Here is a 22,722-nt window from a genome sequence, read left to right on the forward strand (position 1 = left end):
TCAGATGGGTATAAGAGACAGGCCCCGCCGCCGTGCGCCGCGCGCGGCGGTACACCTCCGCCCAGGACAGCGACTCCTCGCGCTCGGCCGCGTCGACGAACGTCAACTGGAAGGGCGTCCGGCTGGCCGCCGAGAGCATCGCGTTCACCGTGGGGAACCGCACCTTCGGCAACGTCGGACCTCTCACGAGCGGACCTCCGTCGGCGTGCGCGCCGTCGTGGCGACGCGGCGCTCCACCAGCTTCGCCAGGTCCGCCACCGTGCGCACCCCCTGCGCGTCCTCCTCCGACAAGCGGATGCGGAAGCGGTTCTCCAACCCCACCGCCAGCACCGTCAGCCCCAGGCTGTCGAGTTGCAAGTCCCGAACGAGGTCGTGCTGGGGCTCCACCACGCCCTTCCACTCCAGCTCATCGGCGGCGATGCGACGAATCTCCGCCAGGACTTCCAGTTCGAGCTCAGCCACGGGGCACCTCGGGAAGGAAACGGGGGCGGTGGGAGAAGGCGCGCGCATACGCGTCCCCCAGCGCCGCTTCCTCCGCGCGGATGCGCACGGAGAGCAGCACCAGGTTTCCCACCGAAAAGAACACGGCCGTCCACCACGCGCCGTGGATGAGCGGCACACACGCCAGCTCCAGCACCACCGCGACGTAGTTGGGGTGACGCAGGAAGCGATACGGCCCGCCCACCACCGGCGGCAGGTCCGGCACGACGATGATGCGAGAGTTCCAGCGCGGGCCCAGCGTGGAGATGGCCCAGTAGCGCAGCCCCTGCGCCACCACCGCGCCGCCCAGCGCCGCCCCGCTCCAGCCCCCCAGGAAGGGCCGGTGCAGAAGGAACACCTCCGCCACGCACGCCGCGAGGAAGAGCGAGTGGAACACCACCATGAAGCGGTAATGGCGCTGTCCCGTCTCCACCCCGCCCCGAGCGAAGGCCCACGCGGCGTTGCGCTTGGAGAGCACCAGCTCCACCAGCCGCTCCACCCCGAGCAGGCCCATGTACCCCAGGAAGACGGCCTGTGTGGCGGTCACCATCGCAAGAGCACCATCTCCGCGCAGAAGCCCGGGCCCATGGCCATCATCAGTCCGTACTCTCCGGGCTTCGCCGTCACCTTCTCCAGCGTCTCCCCCAGCACGAACAACACTGACGCCGAGGACAGATTCCCCACTTCGCGCAAAGACGCCCACGAGCGCGCCAGCGCGTCCTTGTCCAGCTCCAGCGCCTCCTCGAAGGACTCCAGCACCTTGGGCCCGCCGGTGTGCGCCACCCAGTGACGGATGTCACCGCGCTTCAAACCCTGGGACGCGAGGAAGCCGTCCACGTTGCCCTGGATGTGGTCCTTCACCAGCTGGGGCACCTTCGCGGACAGGACCACCTTGAAGCCGGAGTCGACGACGTCCCAGCCCATGATGCGCTCGGAGTCCGGATAGAACACCGAGCGCGACGCCACCACCCGGGGTCCCTTCGCGCCTGGCGCCTGGGCGCCCCTCAGCACCGCGCACGCCGCGCCGTCGCCGAAGAGGCCGGAGGCGATGATGTTGGGGATGGACAGGTCCTCGCGCTGCAGCGTCAGCGAGCACAGCTCCGCGGAGACGACGAGCGCGGTGTGCGTGGGGAAGGCGCGCAGGTAGTCCGCCGCCCGCGCCATGCCCGCCGCGCCCGCGACACAGCCGAGCCCGAAGATGGGCGTGCGCTTGAAGTCCTCGCGGAAGCGCAGCCGGTTGGCCAGCCGGGCCTCGATGCTGGGCGTGGCGATGCCCGTCACCGTGACGAAGAAGACGTGGTCCACGTCGGCCGGCGCCAACCCCGCATCATCCAGCGCCTGTCGCACCACGACTTCGCTGAGCGCCGTGGCCTCGCGAATCCAGGCGTCATTGCGCTGCTGGAAGGTGACCAGGGCCGGATACGCGTCGATGGGCAACGCCAGGTAGCGGCCTCCCACCTGCACGGCGCGGTGCAGGTCCTCCAGCCGCTCCAGGTTGAAGTGCCGTTTGGCCCACAGCTCCCGGAAGGCCGCGATGAGCTGCTCCTGCGAGGCGTAATGAGGCGGGAGTGCGCGCCCCACCGAGCGGATGAAGGGCGCGCTGCTGTCCTGGCCGGATGCGCTGTACATGAAGGTCTCGGGTCCGTGCGGCGGTCAGGAGGACACGCTTAGCTGGAACTCGGGACAGACGCGATATGCCTCGCACCCACTTGAACGAGTCCTGACGCCTCGCTCGCCTCGTAATGTCGCGCGGTCGACGGCGAATTCCTCCCCAGGGAAGGGGAGGCTGGACTCCCTGTCACACCCCGGACAGCACCTCCCCGCCCGCAACCTTGGACATGCCTTGGGCAAGGGCTAGCGTGGGCGAGGATGCGTCCACTGCATGTCGTTCTCTGTTCGCTGCTGCTCGGAGCCACCGCGTGTGGCCACTCCGCCCGCATTCCCTCGCTGCCCGCGAGCCATGGGCACCTGTCGCGCGCCATGGCCCACTACCTGGACCCGCGGACCGAGGACTCCAGGCTCTTCGGATCCGTCGTCAGCCCGCCCGGAGACTCCGCGCCGACCACCGAGGTGGAGCCCGAGCAGGCCCCCAGTGTCTTCGCGGAAGCGGTCCAGAAATTGTCGGGCACGCTCACCCAGGAGCAGTTCCGCCAGGCCTCCGCGGGCATCGGCGCCGCGTGCAGGGCAGGCTTGAAGGAAGCGTGCGACTACCTCCGCACGCGGTTCCAGCCACCCAAGCGCATCGCGGGCCAGGCACCTGTGGTTCCGCTGGAAGCCCGCCTCAACAAGGGGGTGGCCATCGTCGTCCTCACCGCCCTCCTGGGGGCGGACGGGCAGGTCCGGAACATCCGAGTGGTGGAGTCCGCGCCGTATGGAGTCACGGAGGCCCTGGTCGCCTCGGTGCGGACGATGCGGTACAAGCCGGCGAATCTGGCGGGACACCCGGTCGAGACGGAGTACGTCTTCCAATTCAACACGATGCTCAGCGACGTGGAGCTCACGGCCCAGGAGGAGCTGGACTGGGCGCGGACTCGGACCGAGCAGTTTCCGACCAGCCCCGCGGCCTGGGCGCATCTGGCCCGGGTGCTCGCACGGGACAATCCAAAAGACGCCACGTACGAGAAGGCGCTGCGCCAGTTGAACCGCCTGTCGCCCAGGTACTGGTGGGCCGCGACGGAGTTGGCGTGGCTGCATGTCCAGGCCGGCCGTTACGTCGAGGCCGAGCCCCTGACGCACACGGCGAAAGAGACCGCGTCCCACAATTCCTATGTGCTGGAGACAGCGGCTCGGGTGGCCTACCACCGAGGCCGCTGCGAGGACGCGCTGCGCGAGCAGCAGCAGGCCATCGCGAAGCTTCCGGCCGAGTGGCCCAAGGAGGAGCAGGAGCGCTTCCAGCGTGCGCTGACCGAGTACCAGCGCCAGTGCCCCTCAGGGACGCCCGCGCCGACACCTCAGCGGGCACCTGCTCCCCAGGATTCAGCGCCCCAGCAGCACACCTCCGCCCAGGGCTCCTGACTCGACTCGGGCTCGCGTGGCCTCGGCCTCGCGGGGCGAGGCTCACGCCCCGGCGATGACGTTTCGTCCAAAGCCTCCAGCTCGATGCGATGCCGCGACGCACGCGCTCCCGGCGACGTGGCCTTTGTCCGGGGGCACCAGCTCGACGCGGGGCCACGACGCGCGCCCCAGCGAGGCGGCCTTCGTCCGGGGAGCCCGGCTCGATGAGAGGCCTCGACGCGCGCCCCAGCGAGGCGACCTTCGTCCGGGGGCGCGGCTCGACGAGAGGCCGCGACGCGCGCGGCCCCAGCGGTGACGTCTCAAGCCAGGTCAGGTTTCGCTCAGGCCAGGAGCCGCCACACCGCGCTCACCGCACGGAGTCACGGCGCACCACGACTGCCCGCCGAAGCGCCTGCCTCGGACGTGCACCGAGCGCAAGCAACGCCAGCACCAGCGCCATCCAGCCAGGTCCGCTCGGCGCCGCGCTACAGCCCCCTTCGTCCTCGGGGTCCTCGGGCTCGGGCGTCACGTCGACACACGGCGCACCCGCGGGGTCCGCCGTGAGGCAGAGCGTCCCGTAGCGGCCCACGCCCTCGTGGCGACCATCCACCACCGCGATGATGACCTCGCTCGCATCCGACGCGTCCACCTTCGCGGACAGCGCGCCCGTCCCCTCCGCGCGTGACACGCGGAGCACCGATGTATCCGTCACCGCCGCCACCAGCAGGTGCAGCTTCGCGGGGTCCTCACCGGCCTTGAGCACATACGTGGCCAGCACCTCCGCGGAGCCACCCGGGACCGTGAAGTAGCGCGTCGACGCGGTCGTCACCCGGACATCCGCCTCCTCGGTGGGCAACGTCCGGGCCGACGGCGCGAGCCCGTCATACCCGCCCCCTCGCGCATAGCCCTGCTCGACGCGCGCCCGCGCGCCCGTGGAGAGGTTCCACTGCGAGAACTCGGCGAAGGCCGTGTCGAAGTCCGCGCCCCACTCGCGACGCAGCACCGTGTCCAACAAGATGGCCCAGGGCGCCGTCGGCGCGACGAGGCTCTCCTGCCACATCGCCAGAATGACCCTGTCACCGAAGCGCTCACCCAGGTACTGGAAGAACACCCCCGCGCCATAGCTGAACGACGCGGCCGGCCCCGTCGGGTCCAACACGAGGCTGCGGTCCGTCCGGGACAGATACGACGACGTGAACTGCTCCAGGTCATCGAGCGTCGCGTCGAAGCGCTCGCTGGCCCACACCGCCGTGCCCTCCGACGCCACGCTGCCCAGCCCCGGCCGATAGGCCGCCTGCACCGCGTGGAAGAACTCGTGGCTGGCCAGGATGCTCACCGCCTCCTCGAAGGAGGGATAGTCGTACCCCGCGAAGTCGTTCTCCTGGAGCATGTGCCCCGCGCACTTCTGGTCCGCGCTCTCGCAGCCATCCAGCCGGAACGCGCCATCCGCCCGGCCCGCGAAGTCCACCAGGTACACATCGAACAACCCATCACCGCCGTTGTCCGCCCCCACCGACGCATCGTCGCGCGGCAGGAGGAACCCCAGCCCGACATAGAAATCCGCGACGCGCTCATAGGCCCGCCCGACGACGTCCACCGCGTCGGGCACGCCATTGCCATCCGTGTCGCCCGGCGGCACCGCGTTGAGCCCGACGCGCGAGAAGTGGACCCGGAAGCGCCCCCCCGGGGACACCGCCGACTCCACCTGCTCGTCCACGCCGAAGCTCGGCGGCACCGCCTGGGGTGAGGTGGGGCGCGCTCCAGCCTGCTGCCCCGCTCGCGACCCGGCGAACGTCTCCGGAAGCTCATGCGGCTCCCTCGATGCCTGCACGGGGCCACAACCCAGGGGAAGAAGCAGGAGCCACGCCCCGAGCCTCATGGCAGGAACGCCCACTTGATGCGGATGGAGCCAGAGCCGCTCGGCTGCGGCACCGAGTGCGTCTCGTTGCAGACCTGCTGCGCCGCAGGCTCGTAGTACCCCGTCACCTCCAGCTTCACGTGACGGCCGTCCGCCAGCCGGACGATGAAGATGCGACCCGTCATCTCCACGCAGCTCTGGTACGTCCAGAAGCCACCCAGGAGCGTCGCGGGCCCGCCCAGACCGGAGTCGTCGGGGATGAGCGTGCAGGTGGAATCAAACCACGCCTCCGTCTTGAACTCCCCGGCCGCGCTCTTCGACGTCACCGAGGCGAACGTCGTGCCCTCGGGCGTGTTCGCCACCGAGACGCAGGACGGCCCGGACGTGCCGCTGTTGACGCGCATCGTGTAGCGACGCACCGCCAGGTCCCACTCCGTCGACGCGAGCGCCGCCTGGTCACTCACCTGCACCTGCGTCAGCCCCGTCGGCGTGAAGCGCAGGTACGTATAGGACATCGTCGGCGTCAGGCCACCCGCGCGCGAGTCCACGAAGGTGTGGAACTCACCGGCCGTCGTCCCCTCCTCGCGAACCTCACCCGTGGAGACCGCCGTCAGCAGCGTCAGCCGGTCGATGGTCTGCTCGGTGCAGGTCACCTGGCTTGCTTCACAGACCTCCGGCTCGGGCTCCACCTTCGGGTCGTCCTCGCCGCAGCCCGCAAGCAACGCCAGCGACATCCCCACGGCCACGAGGACCCACAACCCCTGCTGTCCGGCGCGCCTCGGCAACGCCTGCTCGTTATCGCTCATCATTCCCTGATTCCTCTCCCTGTGCGGACTGCGTGACGTGACTCCCAGAGCACTCGACTCCGGGTTTTCTTGTCGAGGGCCCCGCCGCGCTCTCCGACGCTCAGGCACCACTTCCACGCTTCCGCGAAGCACTGCCCACTCGACAGGACGACAGTCTACTTGATAACGATTCTCATTTTCAATATTAAAGATTGAACACCGGAACCCCGACGGAGAGAGCCATGCCGGAGATGCCCGCGGTCCTCGCGAACACGTTGATGCCCTGGTTCGCGAAGCCCTCGCACGTCGCCCGGGTGGAGACGCTGGCGCCCCGGTTGCGTCGGGTGCGCTTCGAGGGAGAGTCCCTGCGTGGTGTCGTCCACGAGCCCGGGCAGGAGGTGGAGTTCCGCGTCAGCGAGACGGCGTTCCGCCACTACACTCCGTCGATGATGGACCCGGTGACGGGGGCGATGGAGGTCGTCTTCTTCCTGCACGGGCAGGGGCCCGGCAGCGCGTGGGCCGAGGCGCTCCAGCCGGGAGACACGGCGGACATCCTCGGGCCCGGAGGCCGGCTCGGCGTGGACGAGGAGGCCCCCGCGCACGTGTTCCTGGGCGACGAGACGTGTCTGGGGTTGTTCCAGGCGATGATTCGCGCCCTGCCCTCACCGCTGAGGCTGCTGGGCGCCATCGAGGTGGAGCCGGGAGCGGAGGACTGGCTGGAGCGGGTGGGCGTGCCCCTGACGGCCGTCACGCGCGAGCACGGACAGCCGCGAGGCGAGGCGCTGCGAGCGTGGCTTGGGCGCAACGTGCTTCCGGGCGCGACGTGTTACCTGGCCGGGCACGCGGGCTCCATCGTCACGCTGCGCAAGGAGCTGCTGGAGCGGCACGGCGTCTCGCGCCGCTCCGTGCGCAGCAAGGCCTACTGGGCGGACGGCAAGCGCGGGCTCTGAGGCCCGCGGCTCACTCGAAGCGGTAGCCCTTGGGCACCACGACGATGCCGCTCTCGGTGACGGTGAAGCCGCGCGCCCTGTCGGCCTCCAGGTCGTAGCCCACCTTCGCGTTGGGAGGCACGCGCACGCCCTTGTCGATGATGGCGTTCTTCACCTGCGCGTGCCGGCCGATGTCCACCTCGTCGAAGATGACCGAGCGCTGCACGCTCGCGTAGCTGTTCACCCGCGCGCGGCGGAAGAGGATGCTCTCGCGCACCACGCCGCCGGAGATGATGCAGCCGCCGGCCACCATGGAGTTGAGCGCGCGCCCCACCCTGTCCCCGGCCTCGTGGACGAACTTGGCGGGCGGGCTGTACTCGCTGGCGGAGCGCAGCGGCCACTCGGCGTTGAAGATGTCGAACTCCGGGTTCACCGACACCAGGTCCATGGACGCCTCGTGGTACGCGTCCAGCGTTCCCACGTCGCGCCAGTAGGTATTGGGCGCCGTCTGGCCGGGGATGGGGTTCTTGGCGAAGTCGTAGGCCTGGATGTGATAGCCGTCACGCAGCGCGCGCGGCAGCACGTCCTTGCCGAAGTCGTGCTGTGAGCCCTCCGTCTTCGCGTCCACTTCCAGCAACTCCGCGAGCACCTTGCTGCGGAAGATGTAGTTGCCCATGCTGGCCAGCGCGGTGTCCGGCCGGCCGGGGATGGCCTTGGGGTCCTTGGGCTTCTCCTGGAACTCCGTCACCCGGCCCCGCTCGTCCACCTGCATGACGCCGAAGCGGTGCGCGTCCGCCAGGGGCGTGGGGTACGCGGCGATGGTGATGTCCGCGCGCTGGGACTCGTGCTGCTCCAGCATGTGCGCCACGTTCATCTTGTAGATGTGGTCGCCGGAGAAGATGGCCATGTGCTCGGGGCGGTGGTTCTCCACCAGATGCATGTTCTGGTAGATGGCGTCCGCGGTGCCCCGGTACCAGACGGGCCCCAGCTCCTCGTACAGGTACATCTGCGCGGGCACGAGGGTGATGAAGTAGTCCGACAGCAGCACCGAGCCGAAGCGCCAGCCGCGCTGGATGTGCTCCGTCAGCGACTGCGCCTTGAACTGCGTCAGGACGTAGATGGAGTAGATGCCGGAGTTGATGAAGTTGTTGAGCGCGAAATCGATGATGCGGTACTTCGAACCGAAGGGCACCGCTGGCTTCGAGCGCCTCAGCGTGAGCGGCGACAACCGAGTTCCCTGGCCTCCGGCCAGCACCATGCCGAGGATGCGCGTACCCATGCTGAGATGTCTCCCTGAGTGGCCCCCAGTATAGGGCTCCACGAAGGGTTGTCCGTTTTCACGGCGCGCGCCCCACCAGAAGTCCTCGTGCGTCAACGCGCGGGGCCACGAGGGCAGGTCCGACTCAGGTGGCGTCCTTCGAGGGACGGACGGAGAAGCCGTTCAGCAGCGAGCCGCCGGCCATGAGCGCGATGCCGAGGAACGACAGCCAGGGTCGCACCGGGAGTTGTTGCCGCGCACCCAGGATGACGGCGAGGCCCACGAGGCTGAGCACGAAGGGGGCATAGCCCTTGCGCGGCGCTCGCCGCAGCATGAGCCCCAGGTGGACGCCCGAGAGCCCCAGCAGCACGGGGAAGAGCCACTCCACGGCGGGCGCGCTCGCCAGCCCGACGCTTCCGAACAGGCTGAGGTACGCGGCCCAGCACATGGCGCACTTGGGGAAGAACGCCATCAGGACACTCAAGAACACGGTGAGGACCGAGCGCGCCGTCACACCGGACAGCGGGTGCTCCGCCTCCTCCTGCGGTCCGGACACGCGTCACCTCCAGCCCGTGAGACGTTGCGGGAAAGACTGTCGAAGCAAGCGCTGGAGCACCTGCGTTCGACAGGGGTTGTCCTCCCTGCCTAGCCTGCGCCCCTGGCGGCCCGTGCCGAGGCACGGCGGACACATTCGCACTCACGGAGCATGACCATGCGGGGACAGTGGCTCAAGCAGCTGTGCGGAGGGCTGACCGTGATTGTCGGACTGGCGACGCAATCCCTTGCGGCAACTCCTTCCCAGACAACACCCGCGCGCGTGGGGCCCGTGCTGGTCAACGTGGAGGCCCGCGCCGGACAGGACCTGTCGGGTGCATGGCACTGGTCCGTGGACCCGTACCGAGACGGCCTCGCGGGCTTCCATGGCGCGGAGGCCGGCCCCGGGCACCGTCGCCATGACGACGTCGATGTCGATGCCGTCACGCGCGCGAATCCCCAGGCGCTCTACGAATACGACATGCGTCGCTCGCCGGTGGTCCACCTGCCCGCCTCGTGGATCTCCCACGACGAGACGATGCGCTACTACGACGGGCTCGTCTGGTACCAGCGGACCTTCACCGCGACCAAGGCTCCGGGCCAGCGAGCGTTCCTGCGCTTCGGCGCCGCGGACTACGTGGCGCGTGTGTATTTGAATGGCAAGTCCGTGGGGATTCACGAGGGCGGCTTCACGCCCTTCGCGTTCGAGGTGACCTCCTTGCTGCGCACGGGGGAGAACCAGGTGACGGTCGGCGTCGACTCCGTGCGCTCCGCCGACACCGTGCCGCCCACCGTCACCGACTGGGAGACCTATGGCGGCCTCACCCGGCCCGTGCGCCTGGTGCTGACGCCGGCCACGTACATCGACGATGCGTGGGTGCGCCTGGGCGACGACGGCCGCCTCCGCGCGACGGTGCGGCTCCAGGGCACGCGGCCCGGGGACACCGAGGTGCGGGTGCGCATCCCCGCGCTGTCCCTGACGTTGAAGGGACGCACCGGCGCGGATGGGAGCTGGACGGGCGATGCGGCGGAGCCCTCCGCCCTGAAGCGCTGGAGCCCAGAACAGCCTTCGCTCTACGAGGTGACGGTGGAGGCCGGCGAGGACCGGTTGGTGGACCGCATCGGCTTCCGGACGTTGGAAGTGAAGGGCCACGACATCCTGCTCAATGGCAAGCCTGTCTTCCTGCGCGGCATCAGCCTGCATGAAGAGGAGCTGGGCAAGAACCCCACCCGCGCCATGACGCCCGGGGCGGCGCGCGCGCTGCTCGGAGAGGTGAAGCACGGACTGCACGGCAACTTCGTGCGGCTGGCCCACTATCCGCACTCGGAGGTCATGACACGCATGGCGGACGAAATGGGGCTGCTCATCTGGAGCGAGATTCCCGTCTACTGGCGCGTCAACTTCGCCCGGGGCGAGACGCTGGAGACCGCGCGGCGGATGCTCGCGGAGAACATCCTGAGGGACCGCAACCGCGCCTCCATCGCGTTCTGGAGCGTGGCCAACGAGACACCCGTGAGCGACGCGCGCAACGCCTTCCTGGCGCGACTCGCGGCAGATGCGCGAGCGCTCGACGACACGAGGCTGGTGACGGCGGCGCTGCTCATCGACCGTGTCCAGGAGAAGGGCCAGTCGGTGATGGTGGTGAAGGACCCGCTGGTGAGCCACCTCGACGTGGCGGCGGTGAACACCTACAACGGCTGGTATTCCGACGACGCGCTGGCGGACCTGCCGGGCATCGGCTGGCGCAACGACACGGGCAAGCCGCTCGTCTTCTCCGAGTTCGGCGCCGACGCCCAGGCGGGATTCCACGAGCCCGGGCTGAAGCGGAAGTTCTCCGAGGAGTTCCAGGCCGAGTACCACCGGCAGACGCTCGCGATGAGCGAGAAGGTGCCCTCGCTGCGCGGCCTGTCGCCCTGGGTGCTGAAGGATTTCCGCTCGCCCCGGCGCCAGCATCCCGTCTACCAGCAGGGGTGGAATCGCAAGGGACTGCTCTCGGAGACGGGCCAGCGCAAGCAGGCCTTCGACGTCCTCGCCGAGCACTACCGCAAGTTGGAGGCACGGCAGGCCCAGCCCGAGCAGGCCCGCGCGCCCTGACAGCGTGCACACGGATCGCATCGTCGTCCCTGCCCAGTGCCTCGCGCCCATGGTGAATACCGTCCAGCACAGGGCCTCCCTCGGACTCGGAGGCCACTGCTGGCGTGAGGAGGCACCGCGCTACTGGGGCCGCAGTCGCTGGATGAGCTGCTTCGCGCTGAACGGCGTCGTCGAGGTATCGACGTCCGCGTCCCCCGTGAGGGAGACCTCGCCCGTGGGGTGGTACGTCAGCTCCCACGCGGCTCCGTGGAAGGGCCCGATTCCCGCGCCCCAGAGTCGACTTCCTGCCGGAGAGTAGAGCCCGAGCACTCCATCCGTGCCGCCGAACTGGACCTCGGGCGGCGGACACGTGGCGTCGCACGCCCCCAGCACCGCGACACCCAGTGGTCCCGTGGAGACGTCCTTCAACCAGGCCCCCAGCAGCGTCATCCAGCGCTCCTCTCCGGTGAGCGAGTACGCCGCGATGTTGCCGCGTCCCCAGATGCCTCCCGGATAGTCCTGTCCCTTGAAGCGCATGGTCCCCGAGAAGCTGCCCACCGCGACGATGTCGTCACCGAGCGCCGCGACGGCATAGAAGCCACCGGGGGCCTCCGGGTACTCGCGGAACCAGCGGTGCGGACCGTTCCGGGCGAACTTGGACACGAAGGCCACCCGCTCCGGCGAACGGTTGAAGACATAGCGCCACCCCACGACGACGACGCCATCGTCCGAGGAGGTCTTCAGGTCCATGACCTCCACGCGGTCACCCCTGCCACCAATGGCGCGGTCGAAGACGTAGTCGCCATTCGCGTCGAACTTCGCGATGTAGCCCTGCCACCCCGGGACCTCCAGCACCCACCGGACGCCGCCGCCCACGTTGCAGTTCAGGCCCACCTGGCCTCCGAGCCACACCGCGCCCTGCGAGTCGACCGCCACCGCGCGGATGCCCAGTTCGTCACACAAGGCGTGCCGCCACAGCAGCGTCCCCGCTGGAGAGAACTTCGCCACGAACGAGCGCTTGCCCAGCGCGCCATCTCCCAGGTCCATCGTCTCCGGCGCATGGCCCGCCATCAGGATGTTGTCGGAGGCATCCACCACCAGGTCCGGGAACGAATAGAAGTCCGACTCGGCGGGCTGGAGCTGCGCCACGGGCCACGCGAAGACCTTGCGCCAGACCTCCTGTCCGAGTGGATTCAGCTTGAGCAGCTCCAGCGTGCGCTGGGAGCCGTTTCGCCAGTAGCTCGCCAGGGTGAGCACGTTGCCCCCGCTGTCCCGCACGATGCGCGAGGAGCGCGTGTTGCCGCGATAGATCATGCCCGTGTCCAGCACCTGCCACGCCCGCACGCTCGGCGGTCCCACGGCCTCCTGGGATGCCATGGGGCGCCCCACGTCGTCTCCCCAGGTGTCCGGCGTCATGCCCTCCTCGGGTTGCCCGCAGCCCGAGAGCACCACCCAGCCCAGCAGCACCACGCCGAGCGTGACTGTCTTCGTTCGCAAACTCCGCATCACCTGACTCCTTTTCCATGCACGGGGGCACGCCCCAGGCGCTCGCTCAGCGAAGGGGGCTTCACGGAGTTGTGAGGCACACGCCGGGAAACAACCCCCGGGCCCGGGGCGCACACGACGGGTTGTTCAATCCAAGGCGTGGCGCGGGCCGGGAGCACCTCCAGGCACGCCGGCCAGGGAGCCACATCCCGCGGGCCTCGCCCGTGCAGGCAACTCCGTCGGCCTCGCCCCGAGGATGAGGTTCAGAGCGCGAGCACCGCGGGTTCGGGGCGCCGCGCATCGCCATCGCGGGCGGCGGCGGTCCTGAATCCGACAGGTGCCGGGGTGGCTCAGGCTTGAAGCGAAGCGCCACGCCGGGCGACGAGCACGCGCAGGTGGGCCCGCCCCAACCGGAGTCGACTCCTCACCGTCTCGAAGGGAATCTCCAGCGCATCCGCCAGCTCGGGCACGCTCATTCCCTGAAGATGGTGAAGCACGAGGGCGCGGCGCTGCTCGTCGGGGAGCTGCGCGAGGAGCCCCTCCACCTGTCGACGCAGCAGGCAGTCCTCCCTCGCCAGCTCGTCGCAGGACTCGAAGTCCCGGGCACTCGCTTCATCGCGCTGACGTCGTTCGATGCGGGCCCTGCGTGAGGCCGCGAAGCTCACCCGTCGCACCACCTGGTCCGCCCAGGACGCGAAGGCGCCGTCGCCCCGGTAGCCGCGCAGGCCGCGCAGGATGGCGACGAGCGCCTCCTGCGTCACGTCGTCCACCTCCGTGTCGCGGCGAACCAGGTACCGCACCCGCGTCCGGACCCGGGGCAACAGCTCCGTCAGGAGCGCGCCGACCGCGTCACGATTCCCCCGACTCGCTTCCCGGACGCGAGGTTCATCCACACCGAGCTTGGCAGTCGCCATGGCCTCTCCCAGCCTCATCCGCGCAGGGGCGTCGGGCCCGGCGCTGCCCGGCCCACCGGGCGCTCCCGGTGGGCGGTGTCACCTGTCGAGGACGCGGCACCCTCACCCCGCGAAGCGGAGAAGCAGAAGGGTGCCGCCCCCGTCAGTTCAGCTCGACCTCGCGACTGCTCCGGCCATCACTCGCCCGAGCGCGCAGCAGCACCCGGCCCTGGGCACTCACGGGCTCCGAATAGACGGCCCAGCTCCGGCCGCCATCCGCCGAGTACTCGATGACGAGGCCCGGGAAGCGCACGTTGGCGTGCACCTTCCCGCCCGTGCGCCGAGCCCCGGGCAAGGGGATGCGGTAGTTCACCCCCACGCTGTCGGGCAGCTCCCCGCGCACGTCCACCGGACGATAGGCGCCCAGCCGAGGCAGGACGGACTGTCCCAGGCTGTTGGCGAACCGAGCCCACAGCGCGGGCATCTGGTCAGGCGCGGGCAGCTCCGGGTTCCAGGCGCGCTCCGCCACGCCGAGTATCTTGGGGAACGCCAGATACTCCATCACCTGCGGCGTCTTGACGTTCTCCCCGAAGAGCAACCCATGCATGCCAAGGATGTTCTTGCGCCCCGCCTCGGTGAGCCGCTCCTTCGTCGCCCAGGCGCTCGGGTCGATGGGGTTGCCCATCCGGTCCGCCGTGCCATTCACATACACATCGAACGGCCGGTACTCGAAGGTCTTCTTCTCGTCGACGAAGTTGGCCCAGTAATAGCCGGGCTCGTCCGGGTCCTTGTTGTACGCCAGGTCCATGTAGAGGTTCGTCGCGTGCGACAGAATCACGCGGGAGCCCTGGTTCGCATACCGGTACGCGTCGTCCTCGCGCCCCCAGCCCCACACGTTGCTCCACGGCATGGGGATGAAGCCCGGCAGGTCCAACCCGTGGTGGATGATGTCGTCCCAACCCGTGGCCGCCGCGCCCGTCGCGGTGATGAGCCCGCCCCAACGCGTGAAGAACCGGTTGAAGAGCTGCACGTCCGTGAGGCCACGCGTCTCCGGGTTCTGTTGGCACACCGGCGAGCCCTGCCACCACACGTTCGCCGCGAGCGAAGGCAACTCGTCGCCCCCCGCGTGGATGGCCAAGAGCCGCGCCCCGGGCACCGCGTCGTGGCGAGCCTTCAGCTCCTGGGCCACCTTGGCCAGGAAGGCATAGGTCGACTCCAGGCAGGGATTGACGAAGTTGTCCGTGTAGCCCTGCACGCTGGTGTGCACCGAGGTGTCGGCCGGGTCCACCAGGCGGTACTCCGCCGCGCGCACCGGGTCCGTGCCCTGGTACTTCCGGAAGCGGTACTCCATCGCCTTCACCGCCGCCCGCGCGTGCCCCGGCATGTCGATTTCCGGAATCACGTCGATGTGCCGCTCGGCCGCGTACGCCAGCAGCTCCTCGTAGTCCTTCACGGTGTAGTAACCATGGCCCGCGCCCACGAAGTTGAGCGTCGCCTGCTCGAAGCCCTGGTAGCGCGGCGCGACTCCACCGTTGGCCTCGGTGGGCGACTCCGGCTTGAAGGCCACACCGTCTCCCTGCGCCAGGTCGCCGCCACTGCCCAGGCCGATTTGCAGCATCTGGGCTTCCTGGAGGTCATAGCCGCGCCGCGCGCCGTAGGTGGTCAGCTCGGGGATGCCGGGCACCTCGATGCGCCAGCCCTCGTCATCCGCGAGGCGCAGGTGAAGCGCGTTCACCTTGTAGTGCCCCAGCACGTCGAGCAGCTTCTTCACCGTCTCCTTCGTCTGGAAGTGTCGTGCCACGTCCAGGCTCATGCCCCGGTAGGCGAAGCCCGGCACGTCGGTGATGCGTACGCGAGGCAGCGACAGCACGGCGGGCCTGCTCGTGGGATTCACCGAAGCCGCGTACGCCTCCACCAGCACCAACTGACGCAGCGTCTGGATGCCGTAGAACACCCCCGCCGCGTCCGAGCCCACCACCGACACGCCCTCTGACTCGACCTCCAGCACGTACCCTTCCGCGTCCCTGTCGCCATCGCCGTCGACATCGAGCGCCGAATCGATGCTCAAGCGGATGCGCTCCGAACCCGCGTCTCCCTGGGCCTCGCGCGTGGTGATGGACGCCGAGAGCACGTCTCCGAGCGCCGCGGCGAGATAGGCCGCCTCGCCTCCGAGCCCCGGCGCGTGGAGGATGCCCACCGCGCCACCCAGCACCACCTCGCCCTCCCGGACGTCCACCTGACGCGGGGTCGGCAGCAGCCGCGCCTTCAAGTCCAACGACTGGAAGGAGGGGTTCTCCGCGTAGCGCAGCGCCGGCGTCTGAACGGGCAGCACGTCTCCCTCGAAGCGCGTCGTCTGCTTCGGGTCCGCCGCATCCAGGCGCACCGTGGCGGGCACCGCGAGCGAGAGGTCCGCCCCGAACGGGCCGCCCTCGAAGACGATGTGGAACCCGGCGGGCGCGTCGGACTTCAGGACGGCCCAGTCGGAGGCCAGCACCGACAGCTTCCGCTTCTCGCCGGGGCGCAGGGGTACGAAGCCCGGCAGCGGCTCCAGCACATAGTAGTCGCCGCTCTTCGCCACTCCGGCCCGGGAGAGTCGGATGCCCTGCGCCGCGAGCGCCTGGATTCCCGTCTCGTCACCCTCCCCTTCGTCGAGGATGCGGCGCACGAAGCTGAAGTAGAGCTTCCAGCCCCGCGAGCCCAGCTCCCGCGCACCCCGGTTCTCCAAGGTGAATTCGGAGCGGAAGAACTTCCAACTGCCCACCGAGTTGTCCACCGGCTGCCACTCGACGGCCAGCTCCGTCGGGCGACGGCACGCGGACAGCAATAACGTCACCATCGTGAGGCACAACACGAGCCGCTTCATCGGGTCTCCCTTCGCCACGTCGAGCGTGGCCCTGAAACGAAACTGTGGATGGGGTGTCGCGCGGGAGGTCAGAGCCACCACTCCACGCGCGCGCCCAGGTAGTGGCCCACCGTGGAGCCGCCCACCGTCTGGAGGTACGGCGAGATGAGCCGGTCGACTGACGCCTGGTTGTAGACAGCCAGCGTGTAGAACAGCCGCAGGTGCGGCCGGGCCCAGACGTCGCGCTTGCCGGTGGGCACCAGCGTGGGCACCAACGACAGCTTCAGCGCCGTCCCGTACCGCTGATGTCCCTCGCGGAAGCCCTGGAAGCTCGCCTCGTTGACCAGGTGGAACTGGTCATGGAGGAACAGCGTGCTCTGCGCGCCCAGCGCGTACTCGACATAGCGGTCCGTCACCGCGCCGCTCGCGCCCCGGCCCGCGTGCAGGGTGCCGTAGGCGTTGACGCTCAAGAGCGGGTTCACGTTGTAGAGCAGGTGGTTCACCACCTCGACGCCATACGCGCCCGAGTACCGGCCATTCGCCGCGGGCAGCCCATACGTGTTCCACGTCGGAAGCCCCGCGAGGCTGCCATTGGCGATGCGGCTGCCGATGCGCACCGAGGTGTCATTGAAGCTGCCGTTGCCGAGCTCCACGTGTCCCTTGACGCCTCCCACCACGCCCACGTCCGGCGGCAGGATTCGCGCATCGGCGGGAGCGAGCGAGGCCGCCTCGGGCAGCGCGTGAATCTCCGTCAGCAGATGGATGGCGTGCTTGCTCTGGAAGGTGTGCGTGTACTGGCCCACGATGACGGTGCGCTGACGGCGGCGGTCCGGCTCGCCATCGCCGTCCGTGTCCACCGCGTACTCCGCGAGCGTGGCGGAGGTCTGGAGCAGCACCGCCACGTCGATGGGCCCGTACTGAACGCCCAGCCCCTGCGCGGACAGGTTGTTGAAGTACCAGTAGTCCGCCAGATACACGTTCGTGCCGCGATAGAAGCGCACGCCGCCCCAGAACTTCAGGCCGGGGACCAGGATGTTTCCCGCCGCGACGTAGGCCTCTCCCAACTCCAGCGCCAGCGTGGAGCTGAAGCGATTGCTCGTCAGGCCGATGAACAGGCCGTTGTTGGCCCACATCGCGGGCGTCAGCACCGCGTAGGCGTAGGGCGCATCCACGCTGCCCTCGGCCGGCTTGAGCAGGTGCAGCTTGAGGGAAGGCTCCAGATAGTCGCCCTCCTCCAGCCGTCCTCCCACGGAGCGGCCCGTGAGGTTGAACGTCTTGCCCTGGATGAACTCGCCGCTGGTGGGCGCCCAGCCCACGCCGACGCGGCCGTACATGGAGAAGTCGAGCCGGTCCGCCAGGGATTGCGCGCTCGAGGGAAGTGCGAACAGCAGGCAGAGCGCGGCCAGCAGCGGACGCGAGGAACGACCGAGGAACAACGGGACTGAGGGGCCACCGGGAATCATGTGTGAACCTCCGGGCAAGGCACGGCCAGCACCCCTCCCGAGAGAGGGGTTCATTCGGTTGGAAGAGAGAATGGGGAGTCGGGGGCTAGAGCATCGCGCGCAGCTCGTCCGCGACACACTCCGCGGTGGGACCAAGGATGACCTGCACGCTGCCGCTGACGGGCTTCACCACGCCTCGCGTCCCCAGCCCCTGAAGCTTCGCGTCATTCACCAGCAACGCGTCCGCGACACTCAGCCGCAACCGCGTGGTGCAGCTGTCCACGACGCGCACGTTGGCCGCGCCACCCAGGGCGTCGAGCATGGCCCTCGCCAGGGTGCGGTGCTCGGCCCCGGGCGCCGCGGCGCCCTGGAGCGCCTGCTTCACCTCGGCGGCGAGCTGGTCCGCCTCGGGACCGATGATGACCTGCACACTGCCTCGCGCGGGGCGCAGCACACCACGCGCCCCGAGCTGCTTGAGCGTGGCCTCGTCCACACGCTCCGAGTCCACCACCTGGAGCCTCAGGCGCGTGGTGCAGGCGTCCACTTCCTTCAGGTTGGCCACGCCTCCGAGCGCCTTCAGGTACGCCTCGCCTCGGGCCAGGGCCGGAGCGGGAAGGCTCCGGCCCTCACTCGGGGCACTCACGGCGGCGAGCTCATCCTCGCGACCGAGTGTCTTGAGGTTGAAGCGGACGATGATGAAGCGGAACACGCCGTAGTAGACGCCGAAGTAGGCGAGTCCCACGGGCAGCAACAGGAGCGGCTGGGTGGACTTGCCGTAGTTCAGCACGTAGTCGAACAGCCCCGCGGAGAAGCCGAACCCGAGCTTCACGCCGAGCACGTTCATGATGACGTGCGACATGCCCGTCAGCACCGCGTGGAGCAGGTACAGCGGCGGGGCCAGGAACATGAAGGCGAACTCCACCGGCTCGGTGACTCCCGTCAGCGCGGAGGTGAGCGCCATGGACAGCAGCACGCCGCCGACCCTGGCGCGATTGCGCAGGGGCGCCGCGTGGTACATGGCGAGGCACGCCGCCGGCAGACCGAACATCATCACCGGGAAGAAGCCCGCCATCATCGCGCCGGCCGTCGGGTCCCCGGCGAAGAAGCGCTTCAGGTCTCCCGTCACGCCATTGAAGTCACCGAGCACGAACCAGGCGAGGTTGTTGATGATGTGGTGCAGCCCGGTGACGATGAGCAGTCGATTGAAGAAGCCATAGAGGAACAGCCCCAGTCCTCCGGCGGAGACCACCGAGCGGCTGGCCCCATCCAGCCCCAGCTCCACCACCGGCCAGGCGAAGCCGAACGCCAGGGCAAACAGCAGACAGGCGAAGCCGGTGACGATGGGAACGAACCTGCGCCCTCCAAAGAACGCCAGGTACTCCGGCAGCTTCGTGTCCTTGAAGCGGTTGTAGAGCAGGCCCGCGCTCAAGCCCGCGAGGATGCCGGCCGGCGTGCTGATTTTCGCCGCCAGCCGCGTCTTGAAGGTGGACAGCGCCAGGTCTCTCGCCGCGCCCTCCAGACCCGCCGTCACCTCGGGCGGAATGGTCACCAGCGCCTGCGTGCCCTGGATGATGATGAAGTAGCCCACCGCGCCCGCAAGCCCCGCGGCGCCATGGTTCTCCTTGGCGAAGCCGACGGCCACGCCCACGGCGAACAGCAGGCCGAGGTTCGAGAAGATGGCGTCTCCGGCCGCCGCGACGAAGGCGATGTCCAGCAGGTCCGGCTGCCCCAACCGCAGCAGCAGGCCCGCGATGGGCAGCACGGCAATGGGCAACATCAACGCACGCCCGAGTTGCTGCACTCCAGCAAACGAGTTGCTCACCACGACGTACCTCCAGGGTTGGGAGCCGGGCTACAGCCCGGGCCAGGTGCTCGACACCAGAGCGCGCACCGCCTCCGCGCTCTCCAGTTCCAGGGCCTCACGCGCGACCTGCTCGCAACGCGCGAGGGACAGCGTGCGGATGAACGCCTTCAAGTCGGGAATCACCGAGGGCGTGGCGGACAGCTCCGTGACGCCCAGCCCCAACAGCAGCGGCGCGGCCCGAGGCTCCGACGCCACGCCACCACACACCGCCACCGGGCGCCCGTGGACCCGCGCGCCCTCCACCGTCTTCGCCACCAGTCGCAGCACGCCCGGATGAAGGCCATCCAGCCGCGCCGCGAGGTGCGGGTTGCCTCGGTCCACGGCCAGCACGTACTGCGTGAGGTCATTGGTCCCGATGGACAGGAAGTCCGCCTCTGCGGCGAGCTGGTCCGCGAGCACCGCGGCGGCGGGGACCTCCACCATGGCTCCCAGGAGAATCGGCGCGGTGAGACCGAGCGCGCGCTGCTCCGATTCGAGAAGGGCGCGCACGGCGCGCAGCTCCGCCCGCGAGGAAATCATCGGAACGAGGATGCGGCAGACCCCCACGGGACGGACCCGGAGGATGGCGCGCAGTTGGGTGCGCAGCAGCTCGGGCTCTCGCAGCGACACCCGCACGCCCCTCAGGCCCAGCACCGGATTGTCCTCGTGTGGCAGTGGCAGGTAGGCCAGCGGCTTGTCACCGCCGACGTCGAGCGTGCGGATGACCACGGGCCGCCCGCCCAGCGCGTCCGCGATTTCCTGGTAGCGCGCCAACTGCTCGTCCTCACCGGGCGCGCGGACCCGCTCCAGGAACAGGAACTCGGTGCGCAAGAGGCCACAGCCCTCCGCGCCCTTGTCACGAGCCGTCACGGCCTCACCCGGGCGACCGAGGTTCGCGAGCACCTCGATGCGGACTCCATCCGCGGTGCGGCAGTCCTCGTGCGCGGTCAACAGGTGGACACGGCGGTGGGCCGCGCGCGACGTCATCGCGCGACGGGTGGCCTCACGCGTCTCCTCGGAGGGGAAGACCCGCACCTCGCCCCGGTCTCCGTCGAGGACGAGCGGCGCTCCCTCCGGAATGCCCAGGGCCTGATTCCCCAGGGCGACGACGGCGGGCAGGCCCATGCCGGACGCGAGGATGGCGACATGCGAGGTGGGCCCACCCCGCGCGGTGCAGATGCCGGCGATGCGATGAGGCTCGAGCGCGGCCAGCTCCGAAGGCAGCAGCTCATCCGCGACGAGGATGGCCTCTGGCGGCAACGTCGAGGGAATCCGCGAGCTGGCCTCTCCCGTCAACGCGGCGACGACGCGGCGCGCGAGGTCATGCAGGTCCCCAGCGCGCTCCGCCAGTCGCGCGTCCTCCAGGCCGAGCAGCACGGCGGCCTGTCGCTCGACGACCGCGCGCCACGCCCAGGCCGCGCCACGTCCGGCGGCGAGCTCGCGATTCGCGGCCTCGATGAGCTCCGGGTCATCCAGCAGCGCCAGGTGCGCCCGGAAGATATCCGCGCGGGCGCCTCCATTCCCGGGCGTCGCGGACATCGCCTCTTCGAGTTCCCTCCGGACGCGGGCGAGGGCCTCCGACAGGCGCTGTTCTTCCAGCGTCACGCCGAGTCCCTGCTCGGGCAGGTCGACGGGGAGGTCGATGACCCGGACGGCCCGACCCACGGCGGAGCCCGGCGACGCGACGATGCCCTCGAGCAGCAGCTCCTTTCCGGGCAGGAAGGTCGGAGCCGCGACGGGCACGGGCGTGATACCGCGCGCGGTCATCACCGGCTCCGCGACGGGCGTCGTCGGATCGCCCAGTCCACTGGCCACCCACTCCGCCAGCTCCTGCGCCACGCGCTCGGCCGCGTCTCCCTCCACGTGAAGGGTCAGCAGGTCTCCGTGCGTGGCCCCCAGGCCCATGAGCGCGGACACGCTCTTCCCGTTGACCACGCGCCCATGACAGGCGACGCGCACCGTGCCCGGGTGCTGCCGCGCCCGCTGGGCGAGCGCCGCCGCGGGACGGGCGTGCAACCCATGCGCGATGAGCAGCCGGACCTGCCTCGTCGCCCCGCCTTCACCCGCTCCCTCCGGCGCCACCGGCGCGCTCCCCGTGACGGCGAGCAACGGCTCCCCGACGGACACCGAGCGACCCTCCACCCGCTCCGTCACGGTGTAGCCCTCGGCGTTGACCACCAGCATGAGCGTCTGGAGGCTGCGCGCCTTGCGTGCGAGCAGATCCAGGTCGAAGCCAATCAGCACGTCTCCGGTGCGCACCTTCTGGCCCGTCTGGACATGGACGGTGAAGCCCTCGCCGCGCAACTCCACTGTGTCGATGCCGATGTGGAGGAGAATCTCCGCCCCCGTCTCGGCGCGCAGGGTGCACGCGTGGCACGAGGCGTGGATGGAGATGACGACACCGTCACAGGGCGCGCGCAGCTCGGCGGAGGTCGGGTCCACCACGATGCCGTCACCCGCCAGGCGCTGGGCGAAGGCCGGGTCGGGCACCTCCTCCAGCCGCGCCGCCCAGCCCGACAGCGGCGAGGAGAGCAGCAGCGTGGCCGAGGAAGGACGAGCGGTGACGAGCTTCAGCGGGAGTCCGGTCATGAGGGGTCTACCTCCTCCGAGGAGAGCGCCGACAGCGCGAGCCGCAGGTTGCCCCCAGCGCGCTCCAGGGCCGCGTCCGCTCGCGCGACATCCAGCCCCGCGAGTCCCAGCACCGCGCGTTTGACGGTGCCGTGTGCCGTGAGCGCTTCGGCGGCGCGGAGTTCATCCACCTGGGCAAGCCGCGCCACCATGGCCACGCAGCGCTGACGCAGCTTCGCGTTCTCCGGCCGCACGTCGACCATCAGGTTGTCGAAGACGCGCCCCAGCCCCGCCATGACGGAGGTGGAGAAGAGGTTCAACATCACCTTCTGCGCCGTCCCCGCGCCCAACCGCGTGGAGCCCGCGATGACCTCCGCGCCCGAGGCGACGACCACCTCGTGTGCCGCGACACGCGCCAGCGGCGACTTCGCGCGACACGCCAGCGCCACCGTGAGCGCGTCGCGACCGCGCGCCACGTCCAACACGCCCACCGTGAAGGCGCTGTGCCCACTGGCGGAGACCCCCAGCACCACGTCCTCGGGTCCCAGCCGCGCCCGCAGCGCACGCTCCCGACCCGCGCCCTCGTCATCCTCTGCGACAGCGTCGAGCCCGTGAGAGAGGTCCAACCCTCCCGCCATCACCACCGCCACCCGCGACGCCGGCCAGTCGAACGTCGGCCCCAACTCCACCGCGTCCAGCGCCGCCAGCACGCCCGACGAACCCGCCCCCGCGTACAC

The 22,722-nt window shown here is 69.7% G+C and carries 18 protein-coding genes; 3 read left to right on the top strand and 15 right to left on the bottom strand.

Features of this window, described 5'->3' with window-relative positions; translation table 11 throughout:
- The 4 genes from HR086_RS27250 to HR086_RS27265 form a co-directional block, all read right to left on the bottom strand.
- Nucleotides 1-187, bottom strand: a 187-nt coding sequence (locus HR086_RS27250) for a hypothetical protein (protein WP_174467085.1), incomplete at its 3' end; no start/stop codon positions are given.
- The gene (locus HR086_RS27255) at nucleotides 184-462 is read right to left on the bottom strand and encodes an acyl carrier protein (protein ID WP_141644603.1); all 279 of its coding nucleotides are present in this window, start codon (nucleotides 460-462) and stop codon (nucleotides 184-186) included. The genes HR086_RS27255 and HR086_RS27250, both read right to left, overlap by 4 nt.
- Nucleotides 455-1,030 carry an isoprenylcysteine carboxyl methyltransferase family protein gene (locus HR086_RS27260; protein ID WP_174454185.1) on the bottom strand — a complete coding sequence of 192 codons (576 nt, stop codon included), beginning with the start codon at nucleotides 1,028-1,030 and terminating at the stop codon, nucleotides 455-457. The genes HR086_RS27255 and HR086_RS27260 overlap by 8 nt, the downstream gene beginning before the upstream one ends.
- A complete protein-coding gene (locus HR086_RS27265) occupies nucleotides 1,024-2,109 on the bottom strand; it encodes a type III polyketide synthase (protein WP_174467086.1) in 1,086 nt (361 codons plus the stop codon). Before HR086_RS27265 ends, HR086_RS27260 begins: the two co-directional genes overlap by 7 nt.
- Nucleotides 2,110-2,349: 240 nt before the next feature.
- On the opposite strand from HR086_RS27265, the gene HR086_RS27270 reads away from it, so the two are divergent.
- Complete coding sequence (locus tag HR086_RS27270) at nucleotides 2,350-3,495, top strand: energy transducer TonB (protein WP_174454184.1); 1,146 nt, start codon at nucleotides 2,350-2,352, stop codon at nucleotides 3,493-3,495.
- A 346-nt stretch (nucleotides 3,496-3,841) separates the two neighbouring features.
- Here the strand turns inward: HR086_RS27270 and HR086_RS27275 are convergent, their stop codons facing one another.
- Together HR086_RS27275 and HR086_RS27280 are read right to left on the bottom strand one after the other, a co-directional pair.
- Nucleotides 3,842-5,353 carry an MXAN_6640 family putative metalloprotease gene (locus HR086_RS27275; protein ID WP_254626490.1) on the bottom strand — a complete coding sequence of 504 codons (1,512 nt, stop codon included), beginning with the start codon at nucleotides 5,351-5,353 and terminating at the stop codon, nucleotides 3,842-3,844.
- Nucleotides 5,350-6,141: an HmuY family protein gene (locus HR086_RS27280; RefSeq protein WP_141644599.1), complete on the bottom strand. Its 792-nt coding sequence runs from the start codon at nucleotides 6,139-6,141 to the stop codon at nucleotides 5,350-5,352. Before HR086_RS27280 ends, HR086_RS27275 begins: the two co-directional genes overlap by 4 nt.
- 218 nt (nucleotides 6,142-6,359) lie before the next feature.
- On the opposite strand from HR086_RS27280, the gene HR086_RS27285 reads away from it, so the two are divergent.
- Nucleotides 6,360-7,067: a siderophore-interacting protein gene (locus tag HR086_RS27285; protein ID WP_174467087.1), complete on the top strand. Its 708-nt coding sequence runs from the start codon at nucleotides 6,360-6,362 to the stop codon at nucleotides 7,065-7,067.
- Between the two features lie 10 nt (nucleotides 7,068-7,077).
- On the opposite strand, the gene glgC is transcribed toward HR086_RS27285, so the two are convergent.
- Both glgC and HR086_RS27295 read right to left on the bottom strand, forming a co-directional pair.
- Nucleotides 7,078-8,325: a glucose-1-phosphate adenylyltransferase gene (gene glgC, locus HR086_RS27290; RefSeq protein WP_141644597.1), complete on the bottom strand. Its 1,248-nt coding sequence runs from the start codon at nucleotides 8,323-8,325 to the stop codon at nucleotides 7,078-7,080.
- Between the two features lie 124 nt (nucleotides 8,326-8,449).
- On the bottom strand, nucleotides 8,450-8,860 hold the full coding sequence (locus HR086_RS27295) for a hypothetical protein (protein WP_174467088.1): 411 nt from the start codon (nucleotides 8,858-8,860) through the stop codon (nucleotides 8,450-8,452).
- A 156-nt stretch (nucleotides 8,861-9,016) separates the two neighbouring features.
- Here HR086_RS27295 and HR086_RS27300 point away from each other — a divergent pair, with 156 nt between their 5' ends.
- Nucleotides 9,017-10,933, top strand: a complete 1,917-nt coding sequence (locus HR086_RS27300) for a glycoside hydrolase family 2 protein (protein WP_217441972.1) — start codon at nucleotides 9,017-9,019, stop codon at nucleotides 10,931-10,933.
- Nucleotides 10,934-11,053: 120 nt separating this feature from the next.
- On the opposite strand, the gene HR086_RS27305 is transcribed toward HR086_RS27300, so the two are convergent.
- From HR086_RS27305 to HR086_RS27335, 7 genes are all read right to left on the bottom strand, one after another.
- Nucleotides 11,054-12,418 (bottom strand): hypothetical protein, encoded by a 1,365-nt coding sequence (locus tag HR086_RS27305; protein WP_174454179.1) that lies wholly within the window; start codon nucleotides 12,416-12,418, stop codon nucleotides 11,054-11,056.
- A gap of 329 nt (nucleotides 12,419-12,747) precedes the next feature.
- Nucleotides 12,748-13,311: an RNA polymerase sigma factor gene (locus HR086_RS27310; protein WP_174454178.1), complete on the bottom strand. Its 564-nt coding sequence runs from the start codon at nucleotides 13,309-13,311 to the stop codon at nucleotides 12,748-12,750.
- Between the two features lie 142 nt (nucleotides 13,312-13,453).
- Nucleotides 13,454-16,153, bottom strand: a complete 2,700-nt coding sequence (locus HR086_RS27315) for a family 20 glycosylhydrolase (RefSeq protein WP_174467090.1) — start codon at nucleotides 16,151-16,153, stop codon at nucleotides 13,454-13,456.
- Nucleotides 16,154-16,221: 68 nt separating this feature from the next.
- On the bottom strand, nucleotides 16,222-17,595 hold the full coding sequence (locus tag HR086_RS27320) for a carbohydrate porin (protein WP_174467091.1): 1,374 nt from the start codon (nucleotides 17,593-17,595) through the stop codon (nucleotides 16,222-16,224).
- 85 nt (nucleotides 17,596-17,680) lie between these two features.
- On the bottom strand, nucleotides 17,681-19,396 hold the full coding sequence (nagE, locus tag HR086_RS27325) for an N-acetylglucosamine-specific PTS transporter subunit IIBC (protein WP_373564365.1): 1,716 nt from the start codon (nucleotides 19,394-19,396) through the stop codon (nucleotides 17,681-17,683).
- A 30-nt stretch (nucleotides 19,397-19,426) separates the two neighbouring features.
- Complete coding sequence (gene ptsP / locus HR086_RS27330; protein ID WP_174467093.1) at nucleotides 19,427-22,006, bottom strand: phosphoenolpyruvate--protein phosphotransferase; 2,580 nt, start codon at nucleotides 22,004-22,006, stop codon at nucleotides 19,427-19,429.
- On the bottom strand, nucleotides 22,003-22,722 hold a 720-nt coding region (locus HR086_RS27335; RefSeq protein WP_174467094.1), incomplete at its 5' end, for an N-acetylmuramic acid 6-phosphate etherase. The genes HR086_RS27335 and ptsP, both read right to left, overlap by 4 nt.

Source organism: Myxococcus sp. CA039A (assembly GCF_013336645.1).
In the GTDB taxonomy this organism is placed as follows: Bacteria; Myxococcota; Myxococcia; order Myxococcales; family Myxococcaceae; genus Myxococcus; species Myxococcus llanfairpwllgwyngyllgogerychwyrndrobwllllantysiliogogogochensis.